The organism is Saccharothrix sabaoui (genome assembly GCF_051756985.1).
GTDB lineage: Bacteria > Actinomycetota > Actinomycetes > Mycobacteriales > Pseudonocardiaceae > Actinosynnema.
On the sequence record NZ_JBPKJK010000027.1, the window covers coordinates 20,399 to 43,002 of the forward strand.

At 72.2% G+C, this 22,604-nt stretch carries 23 protein-coding genes and 1 tRNA gene; 17 read left to right on the forward strand and 7 right to left on the reverse strand.

Going from position 1 to position 22,604, the window contains the following annotated elements; translation table 11 throughout:
* Positions 1–97: 97 nt before the first annotated feature.
* Positions 98–688, reverse strand: a complete 591-nt coding sequence (locus ACR807_RS11055; RefSeq protein WP_438921150.1) for a 5-formyltetrahydrofolate cyclo-ligase — start codon at positions 686–688, stop codon at positions 98–100.
* A gap of 38 nt (positions 689–726) precedes the next feature.
* On the opposite strand from ACR807_RS11055, the gene ACR807_RS11060 reads away from it, so the two are divergent.
* The 5 genes from ACR807_RS11060 to ACR807_RS11080 all read left to right on the forward strand — a co-directional run bounded on the left by ACR807_RS11060 (position 727) and on the right by ACR807_RS11080 (position 4,505).
* Positions 727–1,608: a UTP--glucose-1-phosphate uridylyltransferase gene (locus ACR807_RS11060; protein ID WP_438921151.1), complete on the forward strand. Its 882-nt coding sequence runs from the start codon at positions 727–729 to the stop codon at positions 1,606–1,608.
* Between the two features lie 12 nt (positions 1,609–1,620).
* Positions 1,621–2,844, forward strand: a complete 1,224-nt coding sequence (glp, locus tag ACR807_RS11065; protein WP_438921152.1) for a molybdotransferase-like divisome protein Glp — start codon at positions 1,621–1,623, stop codon at positions 2,842–2,844.
* Complete coding sequence (locus tag ACR807_RS11070) at positions 2,845–3,501, forward strand: GNAT family N-acetyltransferase (RefSeq protein ID WP_438921153.1); 657 nt, start codon at positions 2,845–2,847, stop codon at positions 3,499–3,501. It begins immediately after the preceding gene.
* 158 nt (positions 3,502–3,659) lie between these two features.
* Positions 3,660–4,370: a divisome protein SepX/GlpR gene (gene sepX / locus ACR807_RS11075; protein ID WP_438921154.1), complete on the forward strand. Its 711-nt coding sequence runs from the start codon at positions 3,660–3,662 to the stop codon at positions 4,368–4,370.
* 62 nt (positions 4,371–4,432) lie between these two features.
* Positions 4,433–4,505: transfer RNA gene (locus ACR807_RS11080), tRNA-Ala, on the forward strand.
* Between the two features lie 162 nt (positions 4,506–4,667).
* Here the strand turns inward: ACR807_RS11080 and ACR807_RS11085 are convergent.
* Positions 4,668–5,588, reverse strand: a complete 921-nt coding sequence (locus ACR807_RS11085; RefSeq protein ID WP_438921155.1) for an excalibur calcium-binding domain-containing protein — start codon at positions 5,586–5,588, stop codon at positions 4,668–4,670.
* Between the two features lie 222 nt (positions 5,589–5,810).
* Positions 5,811–6,431: a TetR/AcrR family transcriptional regulator gene (locus ACR807_RS11090; protein WP_438921156.1), complete on the reverse strand. Its 621-nt coding sequence runs from the start codon at positions 6,429–6,431 to the stop codon at positions 5,811–5,813.
* A gap of 86 nt (positions 6,432–6,517) precedes the next feature.
* On the opposite strand from ACR807_RS11090, the gene ACR807_RS11095 reads away from it, so the two are divergent.
* Complete coding sequence (locus tag ACR807_RS11095; protein ID WP_438921157.1) at positions 6,518–6,721, forward strand: hypothetical protein; 204 nt, start codon at positions 6,518–6,520, stop codon at positions 6,719–6,721.
* A gap of 26 nt (positions 6,722–6,747) precedes the next feature.
* Here ACR807_RS11095 and ACR807_RS11100 read toward each other — a convergent pair whose 3' ends face one another.
* The gene (locus tag ACR807_RS11100) at positions 6,748–7,599 is read right to left on the reverse strand and encodes an NAD(P)-dependent oxidoreductase (RefSeq protein WP_438921158.1); all 852 of its coding nucleotides are present in this window, start codon (positions 7,597–7,599) and stop codon (positions 6,748–6,750) included.
* A 97-nt stretch (positions 7,600–7,696) separates the two neighbouring features.
* Between ACR807_RS11100 and ACR807_RS11105 the strand changes: the two genes are divergently transcribed.
* The 5 genes from ACR807_RS11105 to ACR807_RS11125 all read left to right on the forward strand — a co-directional run bounded on the left by ACR807_RS11105 (position 7,697) and on the right by ACR807_RS11125 (position 14,855).
* Positions 7,697–8,035, forward strand: coding sequence for a winged helix-turn-helix transcriptional regulator (locus ACR807_RS11105; protein ID WP_438921159.1), 339 nt, complete (start codon positions 7,697–7,699; stop codon positions 8,033–8,035).
* 213 nt (positions 8,036–8,248) lie between these two features.
* On the forward strand, positions 8,249–8,959 hold the full coding sequence (locus ACR807_RS11110; RefSeq protein ID WP_438921160.1) for a Crp/Fnr family transcriptional regulator: 711 nt from the start codon (positions 8,249–8,251) through the stop codon (positions 8,957–8,959).
* Positions 8,960–9,016: 57 nt separating this feature from the next.
* Positions 9,017–9,613, forward strand: coding sequence for a hypothetical protein (locus tag ACR807_RS11115; RefSeq protein ID WP_438921161.1), 597 nt, complete (start codon positions 9,017–9,019; stop codon positions 9,611–9,613).
* Between the two features lie 13 nt (positions 9,614–9,626).
* Complete coding sequence (locus ACR807_RS11120; RefSeq protein WP_438921162.1) at positions 9,627–12,638, forward strand: UvrD-helicase domain-containing protein; 3,012 nt, start codon at positions 9,627–9,629, stop codon at positions 12,636–12,638.
* Positions 12,639–12,833: 195 nt separating this feature from the next.
* On the forward strand, positions 12,834–14,855 hold the full coding sequence (locus ACR807_RS11125) for a serine/threonine-protein kinase (protein WP_438921200.1): 2,022 nt from the start codon (positions 12,834–12,836) through the stop codon (positions 14,853–14,855).
* 66 nt (positions 14,856–14,921) lie between these two features.
* Here ACR807_RS11125 and ACR807_RS11130 read toward each other — a convergent pair whose 3' ends face one another.
* Positions 14,922–15,314 (reverse strand): DUF2000 domain-containing protein, encoded by a 393-nt coding sequence (locus ACR807_RS11130; protein ID WP_438921163.1) that lies wholly within the window; start codon positions 15,312–15,314, stop codon positions 14,922–14,924.
* Between the two features lie 103 nt (positions 15,315–15,417).
* On the opposite strand from ACR807_RS11130, the gene ACR807_RS11135 reads away from it, so the two are divergent.
* Positions 15,418–15,876, forward strand: a complete 459-nt coding sequence (locus ACR807_RS11135; protein WP_438921164.1) for an Lrp/AsnC family transcriptional regulator — start codon at positions 15,418–15,420, stop codon at positions 15,874–15,876.
* A 12-nt stretch (positions 15,877–15,888) separates the two neighbouring features.
* On the opposite strand, the gene ACR807_RS11140 is transcribed toward ACR807_RS11135, so the two are convergent.
* Complete coding sequence (locus ACR807_RS11140) at positions 15,889–17,460, reverse strand: dolichyl-phosphate-mannose--protein mannosyltransferase (protein WP_438921165.1); 1,572 nt, start codon at positions 17,458–17,460, stop codon at positions 15,889–15,891.
* A gap of 15 nt (positions 17,461–17,475) precedes the next feature.
* Here ACR807_RS11140 and rsmI point away from each other — a divergent pair, with 15 nt between their 5' ends.
* Positions 17,476–18,330: a 16S rRNA (cytidine(1402)-2'-O)-methyltransferase gene (gene rsmI / locus ACR807_RS11145; protein ID WP_438921166.1), complete on the forward strand. Its 855-nt coding sequence runs from the start codon at positions 17,476–17,478 to the stop codon at positions 18,328–18,330.
* On the opposite strand, the gene ACR807_RS11150 is transcribed toward rsmI, so the two are convergent.
* Positions 18,303–18,563 carry a hypothetical protein gene (locus tag ACR807_RS11150; RefSeq protein ID WP_438921167.1) on the reverse strand — a complete coding sequence of 87 codons (261 nt, stop codon included), beginning with the start codon at positions 18,561–18,563 and terminating at the stop codon, positions 18,303–18,305. The two genes, rsmI and ACR807_RS11150, sit on opposite strands and share 28 nt — an antisense overlap.
* Before the next feature lie 89 nt (positions 18,564–18,652).
* On the opposite strand from ACR807_RS11150, the gene ACR807_RS11155 reads away from it, so the two are divergent.
* Genes ACR807_RS11155 through ACR807_RS11170 form a run of 4 tightly spaced genes read left to right on the forward strand, consistent with a single transcriptional unit; the run spans position 18,653 to position 22,354 of the window.
* Complete coding sequence (locus ACR807_RS11155) at positions 18,653–19,495, forward strand: helix-turn-helix domain-containing protein (RefSeq protein WP_438921168.1); 843 nt, start codon at positions 18,653–18,655, stop codon at positions 19,493–19,495.
* Positions 19,496–19,508: 13 nt separating this feature from the next.
* Positions 19,509–19,679: a DUF397 domain-containing protein gene (locus ACR807_RS11160; protein ID WP_438921169.1), complete on the forward strand. Its 171-nt coding sequence runs from the start codon at positions 19,509–19,511 to the stop codon at positions 19,677–19,679.
* A gap of 51 nt (positions 19,680–19,730) precedes the next feature.
* On the forward strand, positions 19,731–21,521 hold the full coding sequence (gene metG / locus ACR807_RS11165) for a methionine--tRNA ligase (RefSeq protein WP_438921170.1): 1,791 nt from the start codon (positions 19,731–19,733) through the stop codon (positions 21,519–21,521).
* The gene (locus tag ACR807_RS11170) at positions 21,518–22,354 is read left to right on the forward strand and encodes a TatD family hydrolase (protein ID WP_438921171.1); all 837 of its coding nucleotides are present in this window, start codon (positions 21,518–21,520) and stop codon (positions 22,352–22,354) included. The genes metG and ACR807_RS11170 overlap by 4 nt, the downstream gene beginning before the upstream one ends.
* Positions 22,355–22,604 lie beyond the last annotated feature (250 nt).

The window sequence follows — 22,604 nt, forward strand, 5'->3', positions numbered from 1 at the left end:
CAACCCTCCAACGAGTCCTTTGGCACTCGGACGTCACGAGTGCCAACCACGATGATGCGGCATCCATTCCACGTGGCGCAAACACCACAGGTCAACGTCACAGCGGCGGGCCCGCCGGCGGCACCCCCGGCGGCACCTCCAGCGGCAGGCGGACCAGGCCCGACGGCGTCAGCACCGCGTCCACCCGGACGTCGTGCGGCTCGGCCGGCAGGACCGGCACGAACTCCTCGTCCCGCACCACCGCCACCTTCGGCGCCGCCCACGACCCCAGCACCCGGTCGTAGTACCCGCCGCCCTTGCCCAGCCGCACGCCCGCGTGGTCCACCGCCAGCGCCGGCACCAGCACCAACGCCGCCCCGGACGCGTCCACCGGCGCGCCCACCGGCTCCGGCAGGCCGAACGCCCCCGGCCGCAGCCGGCCGTCGTACCGGGCCCACGCCAGCCCGTCCCCGACGACCACCGGCAGCAGCACCCGCAGCCCCGCGCCGACCAGCGCGTCCAGCATCGCCACCGACCCCGGCTCGCGTGCCGACGCCGCGTAGGCGCACACCGCCTGACCTGGCCGGACGGCGAACGCCGCGACGGTCGTCAGCACCTCGGACGCCATCGACGGCATCACCGCGGCGCGCCGCAGGGACCGCAGCCGTGTGCGGAGAGTCGCCTTCCGGTCACGTTCACCGGACGTCATCGCGGATCACCCCGAGCACGCCGTTACCCTCGCATTTCATGAGCGCCTTCCAGACAGCAATCGTGCCCGCGGCGGGGTTGGGCACGCGCTTCCTCCCGACCACCAAGGCGGTGCCCAAGGAGCTGCTGCCGGTCGTCGACACCCCCGGCATCGAGTACGTCGCCGCCGAGGCCGCCGAGGCCGGCGCGACCAGGCTCGTGATCGTGACCTCGCCGGGCAAGGACGCGGTGGCCGAGTACTTCCGACCGCAGCCCGAACTGGAACAGACGCTCGAGGCCCGGGGCAAGTCGGACCTGCTCGACAAGGTCCGCCGCGCGCCGAACCTGCTCACCGTGGAGACCGCGGTCCAGGACAAGGCCCTGGGCCTGGGCCACGCCGTCGGCTGCGCCGAGGGCAACCTGACCGGCGACGACGAAGCCGTGGCCGTCCTCCTCCCGGACGACCTCGTGCTGCCCACCGGCGTGCTGGCGAAGATGGCCGCGGTCCGCGAGGAGCACGGCGGCACCGTGCTGTGCGCCTTCGACATCCCGCGCGAGCAGATCTCCGCCTACGGCGTCTTCGCCGTCGAGGAGATCGGCGACGACGACGTGAAGCGGGTCGTCGGCATGGTGGAGAAGCCCAAGGCCGAGGACGCGCCGTCCACGTTCGCCGCGGCCGGCCGCTACCTCCTCGACCGGGCGATCTTCGACGCGCTCAAGCGGATCACGCCGGGCGCGGGCGGCGAGCTCCAGCTCACCGACGCCATCGCGCTGCTGATCAACGAGGGTCACCCCGTGCACGTGGTCGTCCACCGGGGTGGGCGACACGACCTGGGCAATCCCGGGGGATTCCTCAAGGCTGCGGTTGACTTCGCGCTTGAGCACCCCGACTACGGCCCCGACCTGCGGGAGTGGTTGCGGGAACGCCTCGGCAACTCCTGAACGAGGACACACATGAGGTCAGTGGAAGAGCAGCTCGCCCGGGTCGTGGCCGCCGCCGTGCGGCCCGCCCCGGTGCGGGTGGCGATCTCCGAGTCGCAGGGCCTGCTCTGCGCTGAGGAGGTCGTCGCGGAGCGCGCGTTGCCCGGGTTCGACCAGGCGGCCGTCGACGGCTACGCGGTGCGCAGCGTCGACGTGCAGGCCGCCAACGAGGAACCGGTGCAGCTGCCGGTGGTCGGTGAGATCCCCGCCGGGTCGCGCCAGCCCAGACGGTTGCAGCCCGGTCAGGCGGTCCGGGTGGCGACCGGCGCGCCCCTGCCCACGCTGGCCGACGCCGTCGTGCCGCTCGGCTACACCGACGGGCACGCGGCGAAGGTGACGGTGCAGCGGTCCGTGCCGTCGGCGGCGTTCGTCCGCCGCACCGGCGAGGACGTGCAGACCGGTGACGTCGCGGTCCGGCGCGGCGCGGTCATCGGCGCGGCCCAGGTCGGCCTGCTGGCCGCCGTCGGCCGCAACAAGGTGCTGGTCCACCCCCGGCCGCGGGTGTCGGTGGTCTCCGTCGGCGAGGAGCTCGTCGACGTCGACCGCACGCCCGGCCAGGGGCAGGTCTACGACGTGAACAGCTACGCGCTCGCCGCGGCGGCCCGGGACGCGGGCGCCGAGGTGAGCCGGGTCGGCATCCAGTCCGCCGACCCGCGCCGGCTGCGCGAGGTCGTCGAGGGCAGGCTGCTGCTGTCCGAGATCGTGGTCGTCGCGGGTGGCGTCGGGGGCGTCATCGGCGACGAGGTCCGCGCGGCCCTGGCCGACCTCGGCGACGTCGACGTGACGCGGGTGGCGATGCACCCCGGTTCGGTGCAGGGCTTCGGCCGGCTCGGGCCGGACGCCGTGCCCACGTTCCTGCTGCCGGCGAACCCGATGAGCGCGCTCGTCGTGTTCGAGGTGCTGGTGCGCCCGCTGATCCGCGCCGCGCTCGGCAAGCGCAACCCGTACCGCCGGGCCGTCACCGCGCGCCTGCTGTCGCCGTTGACCTCCACGAAGGGGCGGCGCGGGTTCCTGCGCGGCCAGCTGCTGCGCGACGCGGACAGCGGCGAGTACCTGGTGCAGCCGCTCGGCACGTCCGGGTCGCACCTGCTGGCGTCCCTGGCCGAGGCGAACTGCCTGGTCATGGTGGACGAGGACGTGACGGACGTGGCGGTCGGCGAAGAGGTCGTGGTCAGCTTCCTGGCGCAGAGGGGATAGATGAGCCTGGCGTGGGAAGGCGGTCGCCATCCCGGCTGGCCCGCGCTGCTCGGGCCGCTGCGGGTGGACGCGGGGCTCGTGGCGCTGCGCCCGCCCAGGCTGTTCGACGCCGCCGCGTGGTCCAGGACCCGGCTGCGCGACCAGGCGTACCTGGAGGACTGGGAGCCCACCGCGGTCGACGGCTGGCAGGAGCGCAACGCCGTGCTCGCGTGGCCCGCGCAGTGGTCGTCGCTGAAGTCGATGGCCCGCCGCGGCCACGCCCTGCCGTTCACGATCACGGTGGACGGCGAGCTGGCCGGCCAGATCACCGTCGGCAACATCGTGCGCGGCTCGCTGCGCTCGGCGTGGGTCGGCTACTGGGTGGCCGCGGACCGGGCGCGCGGCGGCGTGGCCACGGCGGCGCTGGCGCTCGTCGTGGACCACTCCTTCGGCGAGGGCGGCCTGCACCGGTTGGAGGCGACCGTGCGGCCGGAGAACGCCGCGTCGATGCGCGTGCTCGCCAAGGCCGGGTTCCGCCAGGAGGGCCTGTTCCGGCGGTACCTCGACGTGGCCGGCGACTGGCGCGACCACCTCTGCTTCGCGATGACGGCGGAGGAAACATCACCGGAAGGGCTCGTCCGCCGATTGGTTGCACAGGGGTACGCCCGAACCGCCTGATCAGGACGCTGAACGGCTTATTCGTATCCCCCGAAAGTGGGTGATAGACCACACTTTGGTACGTATGCCGGTCGGCGAGCCTCCGACACTGGTGTGACTGTTGTGACTAGCGTGGCGTTCGCACCGAGCGCGCCGCGGGGTAGGGGGAGGTGACGGGGATGCCGAGCTCGCTGATCGTCGTGGGACTGGTCGTGGCCTGGTTGGTCGTCCTCGTCCCGATGGTCGCGCGCAAGCGCGCCGACGCGTCGCGCGGCAGCGCGGAGGAGGAGTACGACACCGTGCCCGACGCCGACGTGGAGCCCGAGGGCGAGTTCGACGACTTCGAGGACGACGACGAGTACGACGAGCCGGACGTCGACTTCGCCCCGCACCGCCCGTACCGCCCCGGCCGGGGCGGCTTCGACCCGGAGACCGCGGCGGTCGTGGCGCAGGCCAAGTACGCGTTCCGCCGCCGCGTCGTCGGCGCCCTGTTCCTGACCGCGGTGGTGACCGGCGTCCTCGCCGGCGTCCTCTACCCGCCCGTGTGGTGGGGGCACGCCGCCGTCGACGTGACGCTCGTCTCGTACCTCGTGTACCTGCGCATCCAGGTGCGCATCGAGGAGGACGTCCGGGCGCGCCGCCAGGCCCGCCTCGCCCCGTCCCGCCGCCGTCCCGCGCGGCACCCCGACGAGGTCGGCGAGCGCGGCGCCGCGCACCACCCGCACGACGACGCCGAGGTCACCGACCAGCACGGACTGTCCCCGCAGCCCCGCTTCCAGCACCACGTCCGCCCCGGCACCGTCGTGGTGGACGCCGACGACGAGGACCCGGTGTTCGTCGAGCTCGACGGCCCGGACGCCCTGCCGTACCGACGGGCGGTCGGCGAGTAGAGGGGGGTGGCGGAAGCGCCCCCCGACTACTGATATGCTTCCCCCGCACGACAACAGAACACGGGGCTGTAGCGCAGTTGGTAGCGCGACTCGTTCGCATCGAGTAGGTCAGGGGTTCGATTCCCCTCAGCTCCACAGTGTCGCGAGGGCGGCAACCGGTGAACCGGTTGCCGCCCTTCGTCGTCGGTGGCCCCGGTGTCGTCGCCGCGGGTGTCGCCGTGTTCGGGACCGCGAACCGTCCACGTAGAACGGCCCCCACCCGGTGTCGGGTGAGGGCCGTCGGGCGACACCGTCCTGCTACGGCAGGGCTTCGCACGCCCGTCCGTCGTTGTCGTCGTCGAGCAGCGCGACGTCCCCGTAGTACGGGTAGTAGGTGTCGAACCACGTCTGCGCGGCGCGCTGGGTGGCGAAGTCCGAGCAGTTCACGCTGTTGCCGGGGTTTGCCGGGGCTGTGGGCGCTCCCCGGACCTCCGGCGTCGGGAAGCCCGCGCCGCTCCACTCGCCGTAGCTGATGGCCCGGTGGAACGCGGGGCCCTGGTAGTAGATCGTCGAGCTGTTGTGCCACTTGTAGAAGTGGTCACCGACGACCCGCTGCACGACCTGCGGCGTCGGGAACGCCTCGGCGCTCCACTCCGCGTAGTCGATCGGGTAGCCGTAGCCGGTCGCCAGGTTGGGCATCCGCGTGATGGTCGACGCCCAGGAGAGCTTCATGAAGCCCTCGTTGGAGCGGCGGTCGAATGCGCGGTAGCCGGAGGCGGCCCACTCGGACGGGGTGAGCTTGTGGTTCACGCCGTCCGGTCCCTCGACGAAGATCTCGCCGGACGTGCCCCACTGGTAGTAGTAGCTGCCCGCGATCCAGCCCGCGTTGCGGGGGGCGGGGGTGCCGGCCGCCCGCCACTGGGCTTCGGTGAGCCGGTCCCAGTCCCACGTCGGGTCCTGGTCACCCCAGAACGTGACCGCGTAGATGGTGGGAGACCACGGGTATTTCACGTAGTCCGTCGGCGAGGCCGAGGGCACGGGGAAACCGGCGTTGGACCACTCGCCGTAGCTGATGGCGCGGGCGTGGCCGCTGTCGACGCGCCACACCGTCGAGTCGAAGGGCTGCTTGTAGTAGCCGTCGGCCACCGCCGCGCTCGCGGGCGTCGCCACGGCGACGGCCAGGCCCAGCGCCACTCCCATGCCGGTCAGCGCCGCCGCGACCCGTGTGATCGTCTTCAAATGACTTGCCTTCCGTCCGTCCCCGAACCTGATGTTCGATGGGACTTTCGGCATTCGGCCTCAGTTGTTACACACAGGAGTCGAGAGCGGTTGCAGTTAACCTGATTGGGCTAAGGGTAGAGGTAATTCAAGGGGGCGTAGTAACTGAGTGTCGAGATCTCGTAGCGCAATCGGATCTTGTGGCGACCGAAAAGATTCGTGAGAAATTGACAACGTCGGCGCTCAGGATTTCCCGGCGGCGGGTGTCCCGGCGAACACGCGGTCGAGTTGGCGGTCGACCAGGGCGACGGCCTCGTCCGCCGTGCGCTGTCCCAGCAGGACGCTCGCCTGGAGACCCGCGCTGCCCGCCAGCAGGAACGCGGCCTCGGCGGGCGCGTTGACGTCCGCCGGCACCTGGCCCAGCTCGCGCGCCCGCGCGATCAGGTCGGCCACCAGTTCCTCCAGCGCGAACGGCGACTCGCGGGCCGCCGCGTTCAGGGTCGGCTCGACGAGGAACGGGATGAAATAGGCCCCGTGCACCAGGTGTCGGGTGCGCCTCTCCTCGTCCAGCGGCAGGAACTCCAGCAGCACCTCGCGCACGACGGCGCGCGGTCCGGGGTCGTCGCCCAGTGCGGCCAACCGCTCGCGCACCTGCCGCTCGGCGTCGGCGTTGAGGATCTCCAGCGCGCCCAGCAGGAGTTGGTCCCGGGTGCCGAAGTAGTACTGGAGCAGCCGCGCGGACAGCCCGGCCTCGGTGGCGACCTGCCGCAGCGTGACCTGCTCCAGCCCGCCCCGCGTGGCCAGCCGCCACACCGCCTCCGCGATCTGGCGGCGGCGCAGGTCGTGGTCCACGTGCTTCGGCATGGTGTCCGTTCCCCAGGGACGTTTCGTGGTGCGATCGTACCAACACCTGTTATGGTTCGATCGCACCATGAAACGAAGGAGTGCGCATGAGGAACACGGCGGTCCTGGTGATCGGCATGGTCCTGCTGGTGGTGGGCGCGCAGGGTGCGGTCCGCCTGCTGGTGGACCACGGGAACGCGGGCCTCCTGGACTGGCTGCCGGGCGGGTTCGCGGTGCGGCTGTCCTGCTACGCCGTGCTCGCCGTCGCGGGCCTGCTCCTCGCCGGCCGGGGCAGCCGCCGGGAGTCCTGACGGCCGCGGGTCGGGTCGGCCGCGGGTCAGGTCAGCAGCAGGTCGACCAGGCCGCTGGTGTCCTCGGCGCCGTGGCCGTCGGCCAGGCGGCGTTCCATCAGGGCCGCGAACGGGAGCAGCAGCTCGGTGCTCACACCCTGTTCCTCGGCGGTGCGCAGCAGCGTGGTGTTGCCCGCCACCTGCATGGCGAGGTTCGAACCGACGCCCGTGGTGTGGTCGCCGCTCTCCAGGCGGGCCGCGGTGCCGTGGACGGCGCCCGTCATGGCGGTGAGCCAGTCCGCGAGCAGCGGCGCGAGGGCGGTCGGCGCGATGGCCTCCTTCCTGATCAGGGCGAACGCGTGCGTGATGCCCGCGAACATGGTTTCCATGGCGCTGAGCAGCGCCACGTCGTGCAGGGCGGCGAAGCCGGGGTCCTCGCCGACGTACAGCGTCCCGGCGGGCACGGCCAGGGTCTCGCGGTGCTCGTCGAACAGCGCGCGCGAACCGCTGTAGAAGACGTAGGCGCCCGAGCCCGGCACGCCGATCATCGGCGGGACCGCCATGACGCCGCCGTCGAGGAAGCGCGCACCGCGCCCCCGCGCCCACTCGGCCCGCGCGCGGGCCCGCGCAGGGGTGCCGGTGGTGAGGTTGACCAGGTCCTTGCCGGTGAGGTCCACGTCGGCGAGCGCGTCGTCGACCGAGTCGTCGTCGAGCAGGCAGACGACGACGAGCCGGCTCGCGGCCACCGCGTCGGCGGCGGTCGGGGCGGTGACGACGCCGGTGAGCCCGTCGGCGCGGCCGGGGGTGCGGTTCCAGGCGGTCGTGCGGTGGCCCGCGGCGAGCCAGGTGCGGGCCAGGGCCGTGCCCATGGCGCCGAGGCCGAGGAGGGAGATGTTCATGCGCACCAGCCTGGGGCGACGCTCACCCCATGATCAAGTACGTACTTCAGGGTGCGTGGTTACCCTGGGGCGAGGGAACAGGTGGGAGGGGTGGGGGATGGCTGTCTCACGCAGGCCGGGCGCGCACCACTGCGGCACCGACGCGGCCATGGACGTGATCGGCGGCAAGTGGAAGGTGGTGATCCTCTGGGCGCTGGACCAGCGCCCGTGCCGCTTCGGCGAACTGCGCCGCGAGCTGGGCGGGGTGAGCGAGAAGGTCCTCGCCGCGCAGCTGCGCGAGCTGGAGGAGGACGGCGTGGTGCGCCGCGAGGTGTTCGACGAGGTGCCGCCCCGCGTCGAGTACTCCCTGACGCCGCGGGGCCTTTCGCTGAACGCGGCGCTCGCCCCGCTCGGCGAGTGGGGACGGGAGAACGTCCTGGAGACCGCCTCCCGCTGACGGGCGCCCGCCTCCGTCCGCACCGCCGCTCGGCGACTCCGTGGGCCCATCTGTCCGTTCGACTGGCGATTCCATGATCCTCCGGGCACAGTGTCACTCCACCGAGTTTCACTCGAAGGAGTTCCTTGATCGGGTGGAATGGAAAAGCTTTCACATTCGAAGGTGAGGGCATATGTCCGTCCAGGTGAATGGGAGTCGGGGAGTCGGCGGGGAATGAGCAGCTTCTTGGGGCAACTGAACGATCACCAGCGAAGTGAGTTGTACCGGTCCGGCACGAAGGTCAAATACCGGCCGGGTGACTACCTCATGCGCGAGGGTGAACGTGGCGACTACGTCTTGTTGATCGACCGCGGCGGCGTCCAGGTGACGAAGAACGACGCGGGCGGCACCGAGCAGGTGCTGAACTTCTGCCGCGAGGGCGACCTCCTCGGGGAGATCGCGTGCGTCCGCCCCGGGGGACGCCGCTCCGCCTCGGTCATCGCCCAGGAGGTGGTGGCCGCGATCCGGGTCACCCGGGACGTGTTCATCGACTTCCTCAACCGGCACCCCGCCCTGTGGCTCCGGATCGTCGAGCGCATGGCCGGGCTGCTCGTGCGCGCCGAGGGGCAAGTGGACAAGAAGGCCGACCGGGTCCTGCTCGCGCTGCTCTCGCAGGCCGAGCAGCAGAGCGGCGGGGCGAGGAGCGCGGAGGTCCGCCTCACCCAGGCCCTGCTGGCCAAGGTCGCGCACGTGTCGTTCCCGACCGCGCAGCGCGTCCTGGGCGGCCTCAAGGCGGCCAACCTGGCCTACTCGCTGCACGGCCGGATCGTCGTGCCGTGCGTCCCGTGCCTGCGCGCCGCTGCCGCCGCCGACAGTTCGTCAAGGCAAAATTACGGCTTCGACATCATCGGATGTAGCACGATCGGCGACTGTCCCCGAGGCTGAGGCCCAACAGCGGTCCACCTCAGACAGGACGCCGGAGACGCCGTGCTCTCACTCCCCTTGCCCTACATCGTTCTGCGCATCGACATCGTCCGGTCCAGCGCCGAGGGCCCCGGCCGTCAGACCTTCCTGGACCAGCAGCTCAAGGTCGTCGTGGACAAGGCGGTCGTGGTGCTGCACGTGCTCTTCCCCGGCGCGGCGGTGCACATCCGCCCGGACGGGGACAGCATGACCGTCCTGATCGGCCCCGACGTGCCGAAGGCGTGGTTGCTCGCCGACTTCGTCCTGCGGGAACTGGTCATCGCGCTGCACGACGCCAACCGCCGCACGGACGACGAGCACCGGCTCCGGGTGCGGTGCGCCCTCGACCACGGCGAGACCGTGGTCGACGCACCCCACCTGGGCGGGTCGGCGGTGGTCGCCACCGCGCGGCTGGTCGACGCGCGGCCGCTGCGCGACCTCGTCGGGTCCGACACCCGGCACGACCTCTGCCTGATCATCTCCGACCGGTTCTACCGGGACGTCGTGACGAGCGGCGAACGCGGGCTCGACCGGGTGCTGTTCGAGGCGGTGGACGTGGACGTCAAGGAGTTCCACGGGATCGGCTGGCTCTTCCTGCCGGTGGCCGCTCGGGCGAAGCTCCACCCGTTGGTGTGACTAGAATCGCGCGGTGCGCTTTGTGGCGGATCTCCACATCCACTCCAAGTACTCCCGGGCGTGCAGCCGCGACTGCGACCTCGAACACCTGACGTGGTGGGCTCGCCGCAAGGGGATCTCGCTGGTCGGCACGGGCGACTTCACGCACCCGGCCTGGTACGACCACCTCACCGAGAGCCTGGTCGAGGCGGGACCCGGGCTGTTCCGGCTGCGCGACGACCTGGACCGCGACATCGACCGCACGTTGGCGCCGTCGCTGGCCGGCGCGCCCGTCAGGTTCATGCTGTCGGTGGAGATCTCCACGATCTACAAGCGCGACGGGCACACGCGCAAGGTGCACCACCTGATCTACATGCCGGACCTGGAGTCGGCGGCGCGGTTCAACGCGCGGTTGGCGAAGATCGGCAACCTCGGGTCGGACGGGCGGCCGATCCTCGGGCTGGACTCGCGCGACCTGCTGGAGATCACGCTGGAGTGCGGCGGCTACCTGGTGCCCGCGCACGTGTGGACGCCGTGGTTCGCCGTCCTCGGCTCCAAGTCCGGGTTCGACGCCGTCGACGACTGCTACGCCGACCTCGCGCCGCACGTCTTCGCCGTGGAGACCGGGCTGTCCTCCGACCCGGAGATGAACTGGCGGGTGTCCGGCCTGGACCGGTTCCGGCTGGTCAGCAACTCGGACGCGCACTCGCCGCCCGCCCTCGGGCGCGAGGCCACGCTGTTCGACACCGATCTCGACTACCACGCCGTGCGGCGGGCGCTGGAGACCGGCGACGGGTTCGCCGGGTCGCTGGAGTTCTTCCCCGAGGAGGGCAAGTACCACGTCGACGGCCACCGCAAGTGCGGTGTGCGCATGGAGCCGCGGGAGACGTTGGCGCACAACGGGATCTGCCCCGAGTGCGGCAAGCCGATGACGGTGGGCGTGCTCAGCCGCGTGGAGGCGCTGGCCGACCGGCCGTCGGGTTCGCGCCCCGAGGGCGCCGCCGGGTTCACCAACCTCGTGCCGCTGCCGGAGATCGTGAGCGAGATCGTCGGCACCGGGCCGAAGAGCAAGAAGGTGCTCGCGGAGGTCGACCGGTTGACCGCCGCCCTCGGGCCGGAGCTGGTGATCCTGCGCGACGTGCCGGTGGACGACATCGCCGCCCACTCGCCGCTGCTGGGCGAGGCGGTGACCCGGCTGCGGCGCGGCCAGGTGGTGCGCGACTCCGGGTACGACGGCGAGTACGGCGTGATCCGGGTGTTCGAGGCGGGGGAGCTGGCGCGGCGCGACGCGGCGTTCGCGCTGTTCGACGCCGCGCCCGAGCCGTCCACTGTGGAGCGCCCGGCTCCCCGGCCGGCACCGGCCGCCCCCGCCGCGCCCGACCCCGCCCCCTCCGCGCCCGAACCCGCGCCCGCCGCGGCTCCCGACGGCCCGGGGCCGGGCTCGTCGCTGCTCGACGGGCTGGACCCGGAGCAGCGCGCGGCGGCGGCGGTCGAGTCCGGGCCGCTGCTCGTCGTCGCCGGTCCGGGCACCGGCAAGACGCGGACGCTGACGCACCGCGTGGCGGACCTCGTGACCGCGCGCGGCGTGCCCGCGACGGAGTGCCTCGCGATCACGTTCACCCGGCGCGCGGCGGAGGAGATGGCCGACCGGCTGGCCGTGCTCGCGCCCGACCACGTGGCCGCGCTGACGATCGCCACGTTCCACTCGCTCGGCGTGCTCATCCTGCGCGAACACCACTCGTCGGTGGGGTTGTCGGCCGCGTTCGGGGTGGCGGACCCCGAGCAGCAGCTCACCGTCGCCCGCACCGTCGTCGACGACGAGAAGGCCGCCCGGGCCCTTGTCGCGGCCGGTGACGACCGGTACAAGGAGGCGCTGCGGGCGCGGGACCTGGTCGACTTCGACGACCTGATCACCCTGCCGCTCGCGCTGCTGGAGGGCTCGCCCGACCTCGTCGACGCCTACCGCGCCCGGTGGCGCTGGGTGTCGGTCGACGAGTACCAGGACGTGGACGAGCAGCAGTACCGCCTGCTGCGGCTGCTCGTGCCCGCCGACGGCAACCTGACCGCGATCGGCGACCCCGACCAGGCCATCTACCGCTTCCGGGGCGCCGACGTCGGGTTCTTCCTGCGCTTCCGGGAGGACTTCCCGACCGCGCGGACCGTGCACCTGACCCGCAACTACCGCTCGTCCGCCGCCGTGGTGACCGGGGCGCTCGACGTCATCGCGCCGTCGTCGCTGGTGCCGGGCCGCGAGCTGCGCCCGATGGTCGACCACGGGGCCGCGCCCGTCGGCGTGCACCACGCGGCGTCCGAGTCGGCCGAGGCGGCGTTCGTGGCGCGGACCGTCGAACAGGTGCTGGGCGGCGCGTCGTTCCACGCGTTCGACAGCGGCCGGGTGTCGTCGGACGGCACCGCCAACCTCGGGTTCTCCGACTTCGCCGTGCTCTACCGCACCGATCGCCAGTCCAAAGCGCTCGTGGACGCGCTGACCACGGCGGGCCTGCCATTCCAGAAGCGCTCGCACGACCGGCTGGCCGACCGGCCCGGCGTGGCGCGGATCGCGGCGGAACTGCGCGCGGCGACGGGCGCGACGGTGCTGGAGCGCGTGCGCGCGGTGGCGGGCGAGGACCACACGGCGTACGAGCTCCTCAAGCCGCTGGCCGCCGAGTGCGGGGACGACTTCGAGCGGTTCCACACCTCGCTCGCGCTGGGCGTGGAGGTCGACACCTGGGACCCGCGCGCCGACCGCGTCTCGCTGCTCACGCTCCACGCGTCGAAGGGGCTGGAGTTCCCGGTGGTGTTCATCGTCGGCTGCGAGGACGGGCTGCTGCCGATGCGCCGGCCGGGCGACGACGACCCCGAGGCGGTCGAGGAGGAGCGCCGCCTGCTGTTCGTCGGCATGACCCGGGCGCAGCGGCACCTGTTCCTCAGCCACACCACGGCGCGGCCCCGGTCGCCCTTCCTGGCGGACCTCACGAACTTCGAGCAGATCGGCGCGCCGCAGCCGAAGCGCAGGAAGAAGGGCACGCAGCTGAGCCTCATGTGAGGGGCGTGCGCCGACCCCGCTCACGCGGCGTGGCGGTTCGACCACGGACGAGGAGCGCCGGGGGCGCGACCCGCGAGCCCGCCGTTCGGGGGAGCCGCCCGCCACGCCGCCGTACCGGGAGAAGCAGCCGGACACCGCCGGCGGCGGGGGCCGCACCCGTACCCTGAGAGGCGACGAGAAGGGGCGGTGCGCGTCGTGGAGCTGGCCAGTTCGCTGTTGGCGTGGCTGCACGGCTGGGCGGACCTGCCCCTCTGCCCGGGCGACTGGGCGTGGACGACCACCGCGTTCGGCGCGCTGGTCGGCGTGCTGCCCACGATCGCCGCGCTGCTGTCGATCGCCGTGCGCCGGGTCGTCGGCAACTCCTACGGGGCGGTCACCGGCGCGGTCTTCGCGGTGCTGGGCGTGACCAGCACGTTGGCGCTGCCGTGGGTGGCGTTCTCGGCGGTGTCCACGCTGCTGCGCTCCCGCGGGCTGCCGGGCGCGGCCTCGTTGGACGAGGCGCCGTGCGTGGCGTTCACGCAGTACGAGTACCTGGTGGGCGCGCCGTCGATCGTCGAGGCGTTCCGGGGCGGCGGCGGGTACGGCGTGGTCTACCTGGTCGCCGCGTGCGCGACGGCGCTGCTGGCGCTGCTGTGCCTGCTGTTCGTGATGCTCCAGGCCGGTTCGGCGTTCCGCCTGGGCCCGAACTGGCCGCGCCGGGTGTTCTGGCCCCCGTTCGCGGTGTTGTTGCTGGCCACGTCGGCGCTGCCGGTGACGCTGGTGGGGCACCTGCTGCTCGGGTTCTTCCCGGTCGCGCTCATCGGCTCCCTGGTGGTGCGGGTTTTCGGGTTGACTACCGCCATGCTCAACCGCCCCGGTCGCGATCGCGGGACCCCGAACCCGCAGCCCGCGGTGTCCCGGACGCCGCAGACGCCCCACCTGCCCGCCGGTCAGCCGTCGGGCCGCCAGGCTGCGAACCAGCAGTCGGCGAACCACCAGAGCCACCAGAGCCACCAGCCGTCCGGGCACCAGTCCTCGGGCCACCAGCCGTCCGGGCACCAGAACCACCAGCCGTCGGGCCACCAGCCGCCGAAGCCGCCGCCCTACCAGGTGGAGAAGCCGCCGCCCTACCAGCCGGCGCAGATCCCGCCCTACCAGCCGCACGGCGCGCCGCAGAAGCCGCCGCCGTACCGGCCGACCCCGCCGCAGCGGCAGTACCCGCCCACGCGGGTCGCCGAGGTGCCCCCGGAGCCGCCGAAGCCGACCCGCGTGGAGCAGCCCGCGCGGCTGGCCGACACGCCGGGCCCGCTGCCGTTCGGCCCCGGCGCGGCGTCCGCGTCGAACCCGGCCCCGGCGCAGGACTCGGGCAAGGTGTGGAACCCGGCGGGCGGCCGGTTCCGGCGCATCCGCCAGCTCGGCCGCGGCGGGTTCGGCACGGTGTGGCTGGCCGTGGACGAGCAGCTCGCGCGGACCGTCGCGGTGAAGCTCGCGCACGCCCCCGACAACGAGACCGAGCAGCGCATGGTGCGCGAGGCGCGCGCCCTGGCGGCCGTGCGGCACCCGAACTGCGTGCGCGTGTTCGACATCGTCCAGGACCCGGACGGCCTGGCGATCATCATGGAGTACATCGACGGCCAACCGCTGTCGGACGTGGTGCTCAAGAGCGGCCTGCTGGCCGACGCGCTCGCCGCGCGGCTGTGGGTGAACATGGCGGACGCGCTGGTCGCGGCGCACGAGCAGGGCGTGCTGCACCGCGACGTGAAGCCGTCGAACGTCATCGTCGACACCTCCGGCACGGCGCACCTCATCGACTTCGGCATCGCCCGCTCCAAGGGCGACAGCACGCTCACCGCGACCGGCATGATGGTCGGCACCCCGGACTTCCTCGCCCCGGAGACCGCGCGCGGCGAGGCGGCCAGCCCGGCGTCGGACGCCTGGCAGCTGGCCGCGACGGTCAGCTACGCGCTCACCGGCCACCCGCCGCGCGGGTCCCGGGAGAACCCGATCTCGTCGCTGATGGCCGCCGCGCAGGGCGAGCCGTGCGTGAAGCTGCCGCAGCGCAGCGCCCACACCCGCCTGCTCACCAGCGCGCTGGACACCGACCCGGCCAAGCGCCCGTCGCTGGCCGCGGTCCGGGCCGAGCTGAACACGTGGATGTCGCAGGCGGGCCTGAGCAAGGAGGGTCCGGTCACGCGGATGATCGACCGCCCGGAGCCGCCGACCCGCCCCGTCCGCTGACACCACCCGGCTTCGCGCGAGCAGCCGGTCCCACGCCGGCAGCCGGTCTCACGCGAGCAGCCGGTCTCACGCGAGCAGCCGCAGCCTGCGGGTCAGCCGGCTGACCTCGGTGCGCGGGCCGTACAGGGCGACGGCGGTGAACTCCGGGTCCGGCGTCACGGCCAGCGCTTCGAGGTACTCGGGGTAGGTGCGGGACGCGCGGGCGACCTCGGTGAACCCGACCTTCAGCACGCCCTCGGCCCGGTGCAGGGCCTTGAGCTGCTCGGGAGGCGCCACCAGCACCGGCACGGGGTGGGTGTTCAGGCCCAGGTGGACGGTGCCGTCGGCGTCCTTCGCGTCCTCGCCGAGCAGGTCGGGCAGGCGGGCGCCGAGGGTGAGGCCGAGGACGGCGGCGGCGTTGGCGGCGAGGTTGCGCGGCAGGTCGTCACGCAGGACCAGGGCGAGTTTCGTGGGCAGCACTTCGCGTCCGTTCGTTCGGTGTAGTGCTGTCGAAACTATTCACCTGAACGCTGTTGTCCAGCGATACCGAACTTCGTTCGGTGCGGTTTGGCATGATCGCGCCGTGGACGAACTTGATTCGGCGATCATCAGGAACCTGCAACTGGATGCGCGGCTGACGAACCGCGAGCTGGCCAGGCGGCTGGGCGTGGCGCCGTCGACCTGCCTGGAGCGGGTGCGGGCGCTGCGCGAGCGCGGCGTCGTCAAGGGCTACCACGCGGACGTGGACCTGACCGCCCTGAACCGGCCCGTGCAGGCGTTCGTGGCGGCCAGGCTGCGCCCGATGAGCCGCCCGGTGATCGCCGCGTTCAAGGCGGCGATCGGCGGGCTGCCCGAGGTGACGGCGATGTTCGTGGTGGCGGGGGACGACGATTTCCTCATCCACGTCGCCGTGCAGGACCTGGAGCACCTGCACGCGTTCCTCATCGACCACCTCAGCGTGCGGCGGGAGGTGATCAGCTTCCGCAGTTCGGTGATCTACGAGGCGCTGCGCAACCCCGTGCTCACCGAACTGCCGCGGTGACCGGTCACGGCGTCAGTTCCAGGACGGCAGCCACTTCTGGGCGTCCCAGACCTCCGGCGTGATCGGCAGGCCGTTGAGGATCGGCCACAGCCACACGAAGTTCGCGACCACCAGGCCCACGTAGAGGGCCACCGCGAGGCGACCCGTGCCGCGGCGCTCGGCGCCGTCCGTGCTGCGGCCCAGGACCTCGCCCAGGGCCAGCGCGATGCCGAGCACCAGGAACGGGGCCATCGGCGTCACGTAGAAGAAGTACATCTGCCGGTCGACGTTGGTGAACCACGGCAGGAAGCCCGCGCCGTAGCCGACGAGCACGGCGGCGTAGCGCCAGTCGAGCCTCGTGATGGCCTGCCACAGCGCCCAGGCCAGGACGGGGAACGCCAGCCACCACATGGCGGGGGTGCCGATCAGCATGACCGCGCCCACGCACGTCGCCGCGCCGCAGCCGGCGACCGCGCCCTCGAAGTAGTAGAGCATCGGGCGCAGGCCCATCGGCCACGTCCACGGCTTCGACTCCCACGGGTGGGGGCTGTTCGCGGGCGTGACCAGCTTGGTGTGGAAGTCCAGCACGTTGCCGCTGTAGTACCAGAGCGCGCGCAGCGGCGCGGGGACCCAGCCGTCCTCGGGGATCTTCACGCCCGCCACGTGCCGGTCGATCGCGGTCTCGGAGGCGAACCACGACCACCACGTGGCCAGGTACGCCAGCAGCGGGACGGCCAGGAGCGCGAACAGCGACGGCGCCAGGTCCTTCACGGCCGCGCCCAGCCAGGGCCGCTCCACGCCCGCCGCGCGCCGGGCCGTCGCGCTCCACAGCACCGACATCACGCCGAAGAACGCGATGTACCAGACGCCGGACCACTTCACGCCGCACGCGAGGCCGAGCGCGATGCCGCCCGCGAACCGCCACCAGCGGAAACCCAGCCACGGGCCGTACGGGGACGCGGTCGCCCACCCCTCGCGCACCGCGACCGCCATCCGGGCGCGCACCTGGTCGCGGTCCGCGACCAGGCAGGCGAACGCCACCACCACGAACAGCGCCAGGAAGATGTCGAGCATCCCCATCCGCGACTGCACGTGGCTCACGCCGTCCGCGATCAGCAGCACGCCCGCGACGGCGCCGATCAGGTCCGAGCGGGTCAGGCGGCGCGCGATGCGCACCACCAGCAGGATCGTGATCGTGCCCGCGACCGCCGAGGCGAACCGCCAGCCCACGCCGTCGTAGCCGAACAGCCACTCGCCGAGCGCGATGAGCTGCTTGCCCAGCGGCGGGTGCACGATCAGCTCGTACCCCGGGTTGTCCTCGTAGCCGCCGTTGCGCAGCACCTGCGCCGCCTGCGGCACGTAGTGCTTCTCGTCGAAGACCGGGGTGCCCTTGTCGGTCGGGAACCCGAGGTTCCAGAACCGGACCACGCCACCGATCAGCGCGACGGTCAGCGTGACGAGCCAGCCGCGCAGCGGGCTGCTCAGCGGGCCGGGGTCGAGCTGGCGCGCCCGCGTCTCGCGGTCGTTGCCCGGTGGCGGGCTCGCCGGCGGGACCTCGCCGGCGGTGACCACGTCGTCTGCGGACTGCGGTGCGATCAGGCTCACGGGGCCGATCGTAGGGTGAGGGGCGTGAGTCCTGTATCTGGATCAGGCCGTTTGGTTCTCGCGGCTACTCCGCTCGGCGACGTCCGAGACGCCTCGCCTCGGCTGGTCGACGCCTTGGCCACCGCCGACGTCATCGCGGCCGAGGACACGCGGCGGCTGCGGTCGCTGGCCTCGGCGCTGGACGTGACGCCCACCGGTCGGGTCGTCAGCTTCTACGACCAGGTGGAGACGTCGCGCCTGCCCGGGTTGCTGGAGGCGTTGCACGAGGGGCGCACCGTGCTGCTCGTGACCGACGCCGGCATGCCCAGCGTGTCCGACCCCGGCTACCGGTTGGTGGCGGCGTGCGTGGCGGAGGACATCCGCGTCACCTGCCTGCCCGGCCCGTCGGCGGTGACGACGGCGCTGGCCGTGTCGGGCCTGCCGTCCGACCGGTTCGCGTTCGACGGCTTCCCGCCCCGGAAGGGCGGCGAGCGGCAGCGTTGGTTCGCTGGATTGTTGAACGATCCTCGCACCGTGGTCTTCTTCGAGTCACCCCACCGGCTCGCGGCCACCCTGGCGGACGCGGTGGCGGTGCTCGGGTCGGACCGGCGGGCGGCGGTGTGCCGGGAGCTGACCAAGACCTACGAGGAGGTGCGGCGGGGGACGCTGGCCGAGCTGGTGGAGTGGGCCGAGGGGGGCGTGCGGGGCGAGGTCACGGTGGTGCTGGCGCCCGGCGAGCCGAGCGCGGCACCGTCGGTCGAGTCGCTGGTGGCCGAGGTGAAGCAGCGGGTGGCCGACGGCGAACGCCTCAAGTCGGCGGCGGCCGAGGTGGCGGAGGCGGCGGGCGTGAGCAAGAAGGCGCTCTACGACGCCGTGGTCAGCAAGGGCTGATCGAGCCAGACCAGCTCGGTGTCGCCGAACGCCCGGTGCGCCTCGGCGATCTGCTCGGCGGAGTCCCCGATGTGGGTGCCGGTGGTGCCCCACAGGTACGCCTTGTCCAGGCCGGCGAGCTGGACGCCCCAGCCGACGAAGGTCACGGCGGGCTCGCGCCGGAACGCGCCGTAGAGGGCGAACATCCGGGGCTGGGCGGCCACGACCTGCTCGCGGAGGTGGTTCTTGGTCATGCCGCGAACGCTAAGGCGAGAAAGCTAGCGCGCATAAGTACACCTTCGAGTGATCGTCCCGGCGGGCGGGGTCGGCCAGGATCTCCGGCATGACCCGGAACGACCCGTCCGCCCTGCGCTGGCTCGTGGGCGTCGAACTCGCGCACTACCGGAAGCTCAGCGGGGTGACCCTGGCCAGGGCCGCGGCGGCGGCCGGCATCACGCGGGCCAAGGTCGGCCACATGGAGACCGGCCGCTACCAGCAGTTCCCCGACGACGTCGCCAAGCTGGTGGAGGTCTACGGGGCGGACCGGAAGGACGTCGACCGGCTCGCCGCGCTGGCGGGCAGCTCGACCGGCCGGAGCTGGTGGGCGCCCTGGTCCCACCTGGTGCCGGACTGGTTCAAGACCTTCGTCGGCCTGGAGGGGCTGGCGACCGCCGAGTTCTGCTTCGAGCCGATGGTGCTGCCGGGCCTGCTCCAGACCGAGGACTACGCGCAGGCGATCACCGAGGCGACCGGGTTCGTGCGCCGCGACCACAACGAGCGCTTCGCCTCCTTCCGGATGGCGCGGGCCAGGCGGCTGACCGAGGACCGGCCGCTGGCGCTGCACGCGGTGATCGGCGAGGCGGCTCTTCGGCTCGACGTCGGCACGCCCGAGGTGCGGCGGGCGCAGTACCGGCACCTGGTGGACATGAGCGGGTTGGACAACGTGACCATCCAGCTGATCAGGCCGGAGGACGGGCCGCACGCGGCTACCAGCGGCAGCTTCTTCGTCCTCGACTTCGCACAGGCGCAGTCCGTGGTCTACGCCGAACGCCTCGACGGTGCCGTCTACGTGCAGGACCAAGACGACGTGCGGTCTTATAAGATGGCGGTGGACAACCTGCGTTCGACGGCGTTGTCCGCCCAGCAGTCGCTCACGTTGATCCGGTCGTTGGTCGACGGTGGATGACCGAGGAGGCTCCATGTCCGAGCCGCAGTGGTTCAAGAGCAGTCGCAGCGCCAACAACGGGGCCTGCGTGGAGGTGGCGTTCACCGAGGACAGGGTTCTCGCGCGGGACTCGAAGAACCCCCGCGCCGGGCACCTGAGCTTCCCCGCCACCGCCTGGGTGAGGCTGCTCCGCACGACCGGGTAGCGCACGCCCACCCGGCAGAATCCGCCAGCGGGGCCTCCGTAGGCTTAGCACATGAGTGCCTCCGTGTTGACCGCGGTGGCGTGGCCGTACGCCAACGGCCCCCGCCACATCGGTCACGTCTCCGGTTTCGGTGTCCCCTCCGACGTGTTCTCCCGCTTCATGCGCATGTCGGGGAACCGGGTGCTCATGGTCTCCGGCTCCGACGAGCACGGCACCCCCATCTCCGTCCAGGCGGAGAAGGAGGGGCTGACCACGCGCGAACTCGTCGACAAGTACCACCGCGTCATCGCGGACGACCTGCACGGCCTGGGCCTCTCCTACGACCTGTTCACCCGCACCACCACGGGCAACCACTACAAGGTGGTCCAGGAGCTGTTCCTGGCCCTGTGGCGCAACGGCTACGTCATCCCCAAGACCGAGATGGGCGCGATCAGCCCCTCGACGGGCCGCACGCTGCCCGACCGCTACATCGAGGGCACGTGCCCGATCTGCGGCTACGACGGCGCGCGCGGCGACCAGTGCGACAACTGCGGCAACCAGCTCGACCCGGTCGACCTGAAGAACCCGCGCTCCCGCATCAACGGGGAGACGCCGAAGTTCGTCGAGACCGAGCACCTGTTCCTGGACCTGCCGCAGTTCATCGACGCGCTGGGGTCGTGGCTCCAGACGCGCACCGAGTGGCGGCCGAACGTGCTCAAGTTCAGCCAGAACCTGATCGGCGACCTGCGCCCGCGCGCCATCACCCGCGACCTGGACTGGGGCATCCCCATCCCGCTCGACGGGTGGAGCGAGCAGCCGATGAAGCGGTTCTACGTGTGGTTCGACGCGGTGATCGGCTACCTCAGCGCGAGCGTCGAGTGGGCCCGCCGCAGCGGGGACGACGACGCCTGGAAGGAGTTCTGGACGGGTGACGCCCAGGGCTACTACTTCATGGGCAAGGACAACATCGTCTTCCACTCGCTGATCTGGCCGTCGCTGCTGCTGGGCCAGAACGGCCAGGGCGCGAAGGGCGGGCAGCCGGGCGCGTTCGGCGCGCTCAACCTGCCCACCGAGGTGGTGTCCTCCGAGTTCCTCACCATGAGCGGCTCGAAGTTCTCGACCTCGCGCGGCACGGTCATCTACGTCACGGACTTCCTGAAGCAGTTCGGGCCGGACGCGCTGCGCTACTTCATCTCGGTCGCGGGACCGGAGAACCAGGACACCGACTTCACCTGGGAGGAGTTCGTCCGCCGGACGAACTTCGAGCTGGCCAACGAGTGGGGCAACCTGGTCAACCGGTCGATCTCCATGGCGCACAAGAACGTGGGCGCGGTGCCGAGGCCGACCAAGCCGACCGCCGCCGACCACGAGCTGCTGCTGCTGTCGAACAAGGCGTTCGACGTGGTCGGCGCGCACCTGCGCCGCTCGCGGTTCAAGCAGGCGTCCGGCGAGGCGATGAAGGTGGTCGCCGCGGCCAACCGGTACCTGTCGGACCAGGAGCCGTGGAAGCTCAAGGACGACCCGGAGCGCCGCGACACCGTGCTGCACACCGCGCTCCAGGTCGTACAGGACGCGAACACGCTGCTCACGCCGTTCCTGCCGCACTCGGCGCAGAAGGTGCACGAGGCGCTGGGCGGCACGGGCGTGTGGGCCGCGCAGCCGCAGCTGACCGAGGTCACCGACCTCGACGCGCCCGAGCGCGAGTACCCGGTGCTGACCGGTGACTACGCGTCCGAGCAGGCGACGTGGGGGTCCACGCCGATCGAGGTGGGACGGCCGCTGGTGAAGCCGAGCCCGCTGTTCGCCAAGCTCGACCCGGAACTGGGCGAGACCGGTCCGGAGTGGGCGCCGATCGTCACGTGAGCAAGCGCAGGGGCGAGCGACCGCCGGTGCCGGAGACCCTCCCGGCGCCGGTGGTCGACGCCCACACCCACCTCGACGCCTGCGGCGCCAAGACGCCGCAGGACGTCCGCGAGATGCTGGACCGGGCCAACGCGGCCGGGGTCGACCGCGTGGTCACGGTCGCCGACGACCTCGACGCCGCCCGCTGGGCCGCCGAGGCCGCCACGTGGGACGAGCGGGTCTTCGCGGCCGTCGCGCTGCACCCGACCCGCACGTCCGACTTCGGCGACGACGTGAAGGCCGAGCTGACCCGGCTGGCCGGGCTGCCCCGCGTCGTGGCGATCGGCGAGACCGGGCTCGACTACTACTGGGACTACGCGCCCAAGGACGCCCAGCACGAGGCGTTCCGGTGGCACGTCGAGCTGGCGAAGTCGGTCGGCAAGCCGCTGATGATCCACGACCGGGACGCGCACGAGGACGTCCTCGCCGTGCTGGACTCCGAAGGCGCGCCGGACTCGGTGGTGTTCCACTGCTTCTCCGGCGACCTGGCGTTCGCCGAGGCGTGCGTGGAGCGCGGGTTCGTCCTGTCCTTCGCGGGCACGACCACGTTCCGCAACGCCCACGCGCTGCGCGAGGCGGCCCGCTGGGTGCCCGACGACCACCTGCTCGTGGAGACGGACGCGCCGTTCCTGACGCCGCACCCCTTCCGGGGTCGCCCGAACGAACCGTACTGCGCCGCCTACACGCTCCGGGACATCGCGACGCTGCGTGAGCAGGACCCGGCCGAACTCGCCACCATGATCACCCGAACCGCCGAGCGGGTCTTCGGGCTTCGTGACGTGGCGGAGTCGTAATCGGTCTTACGACAAACGGCGGACGACTGTGCTCCGCCGGGGGAGTGAGCGAACTCACAAGCTCGGTAGGGGTGTTGGCACAACCCCCGTCCACCCGTTACGGTCCCGTGACCGTGCCCCACGTATCCACGGGGCGCACCCGCAGTCGGGGCGGGTCGACACACACCAGAAGCGATGAAGCACCGAACCGCACGGGAGTTGCCGGAGATCACTAGCTGACCACCGACACCGAACGTGCGCGTGGCTGGTC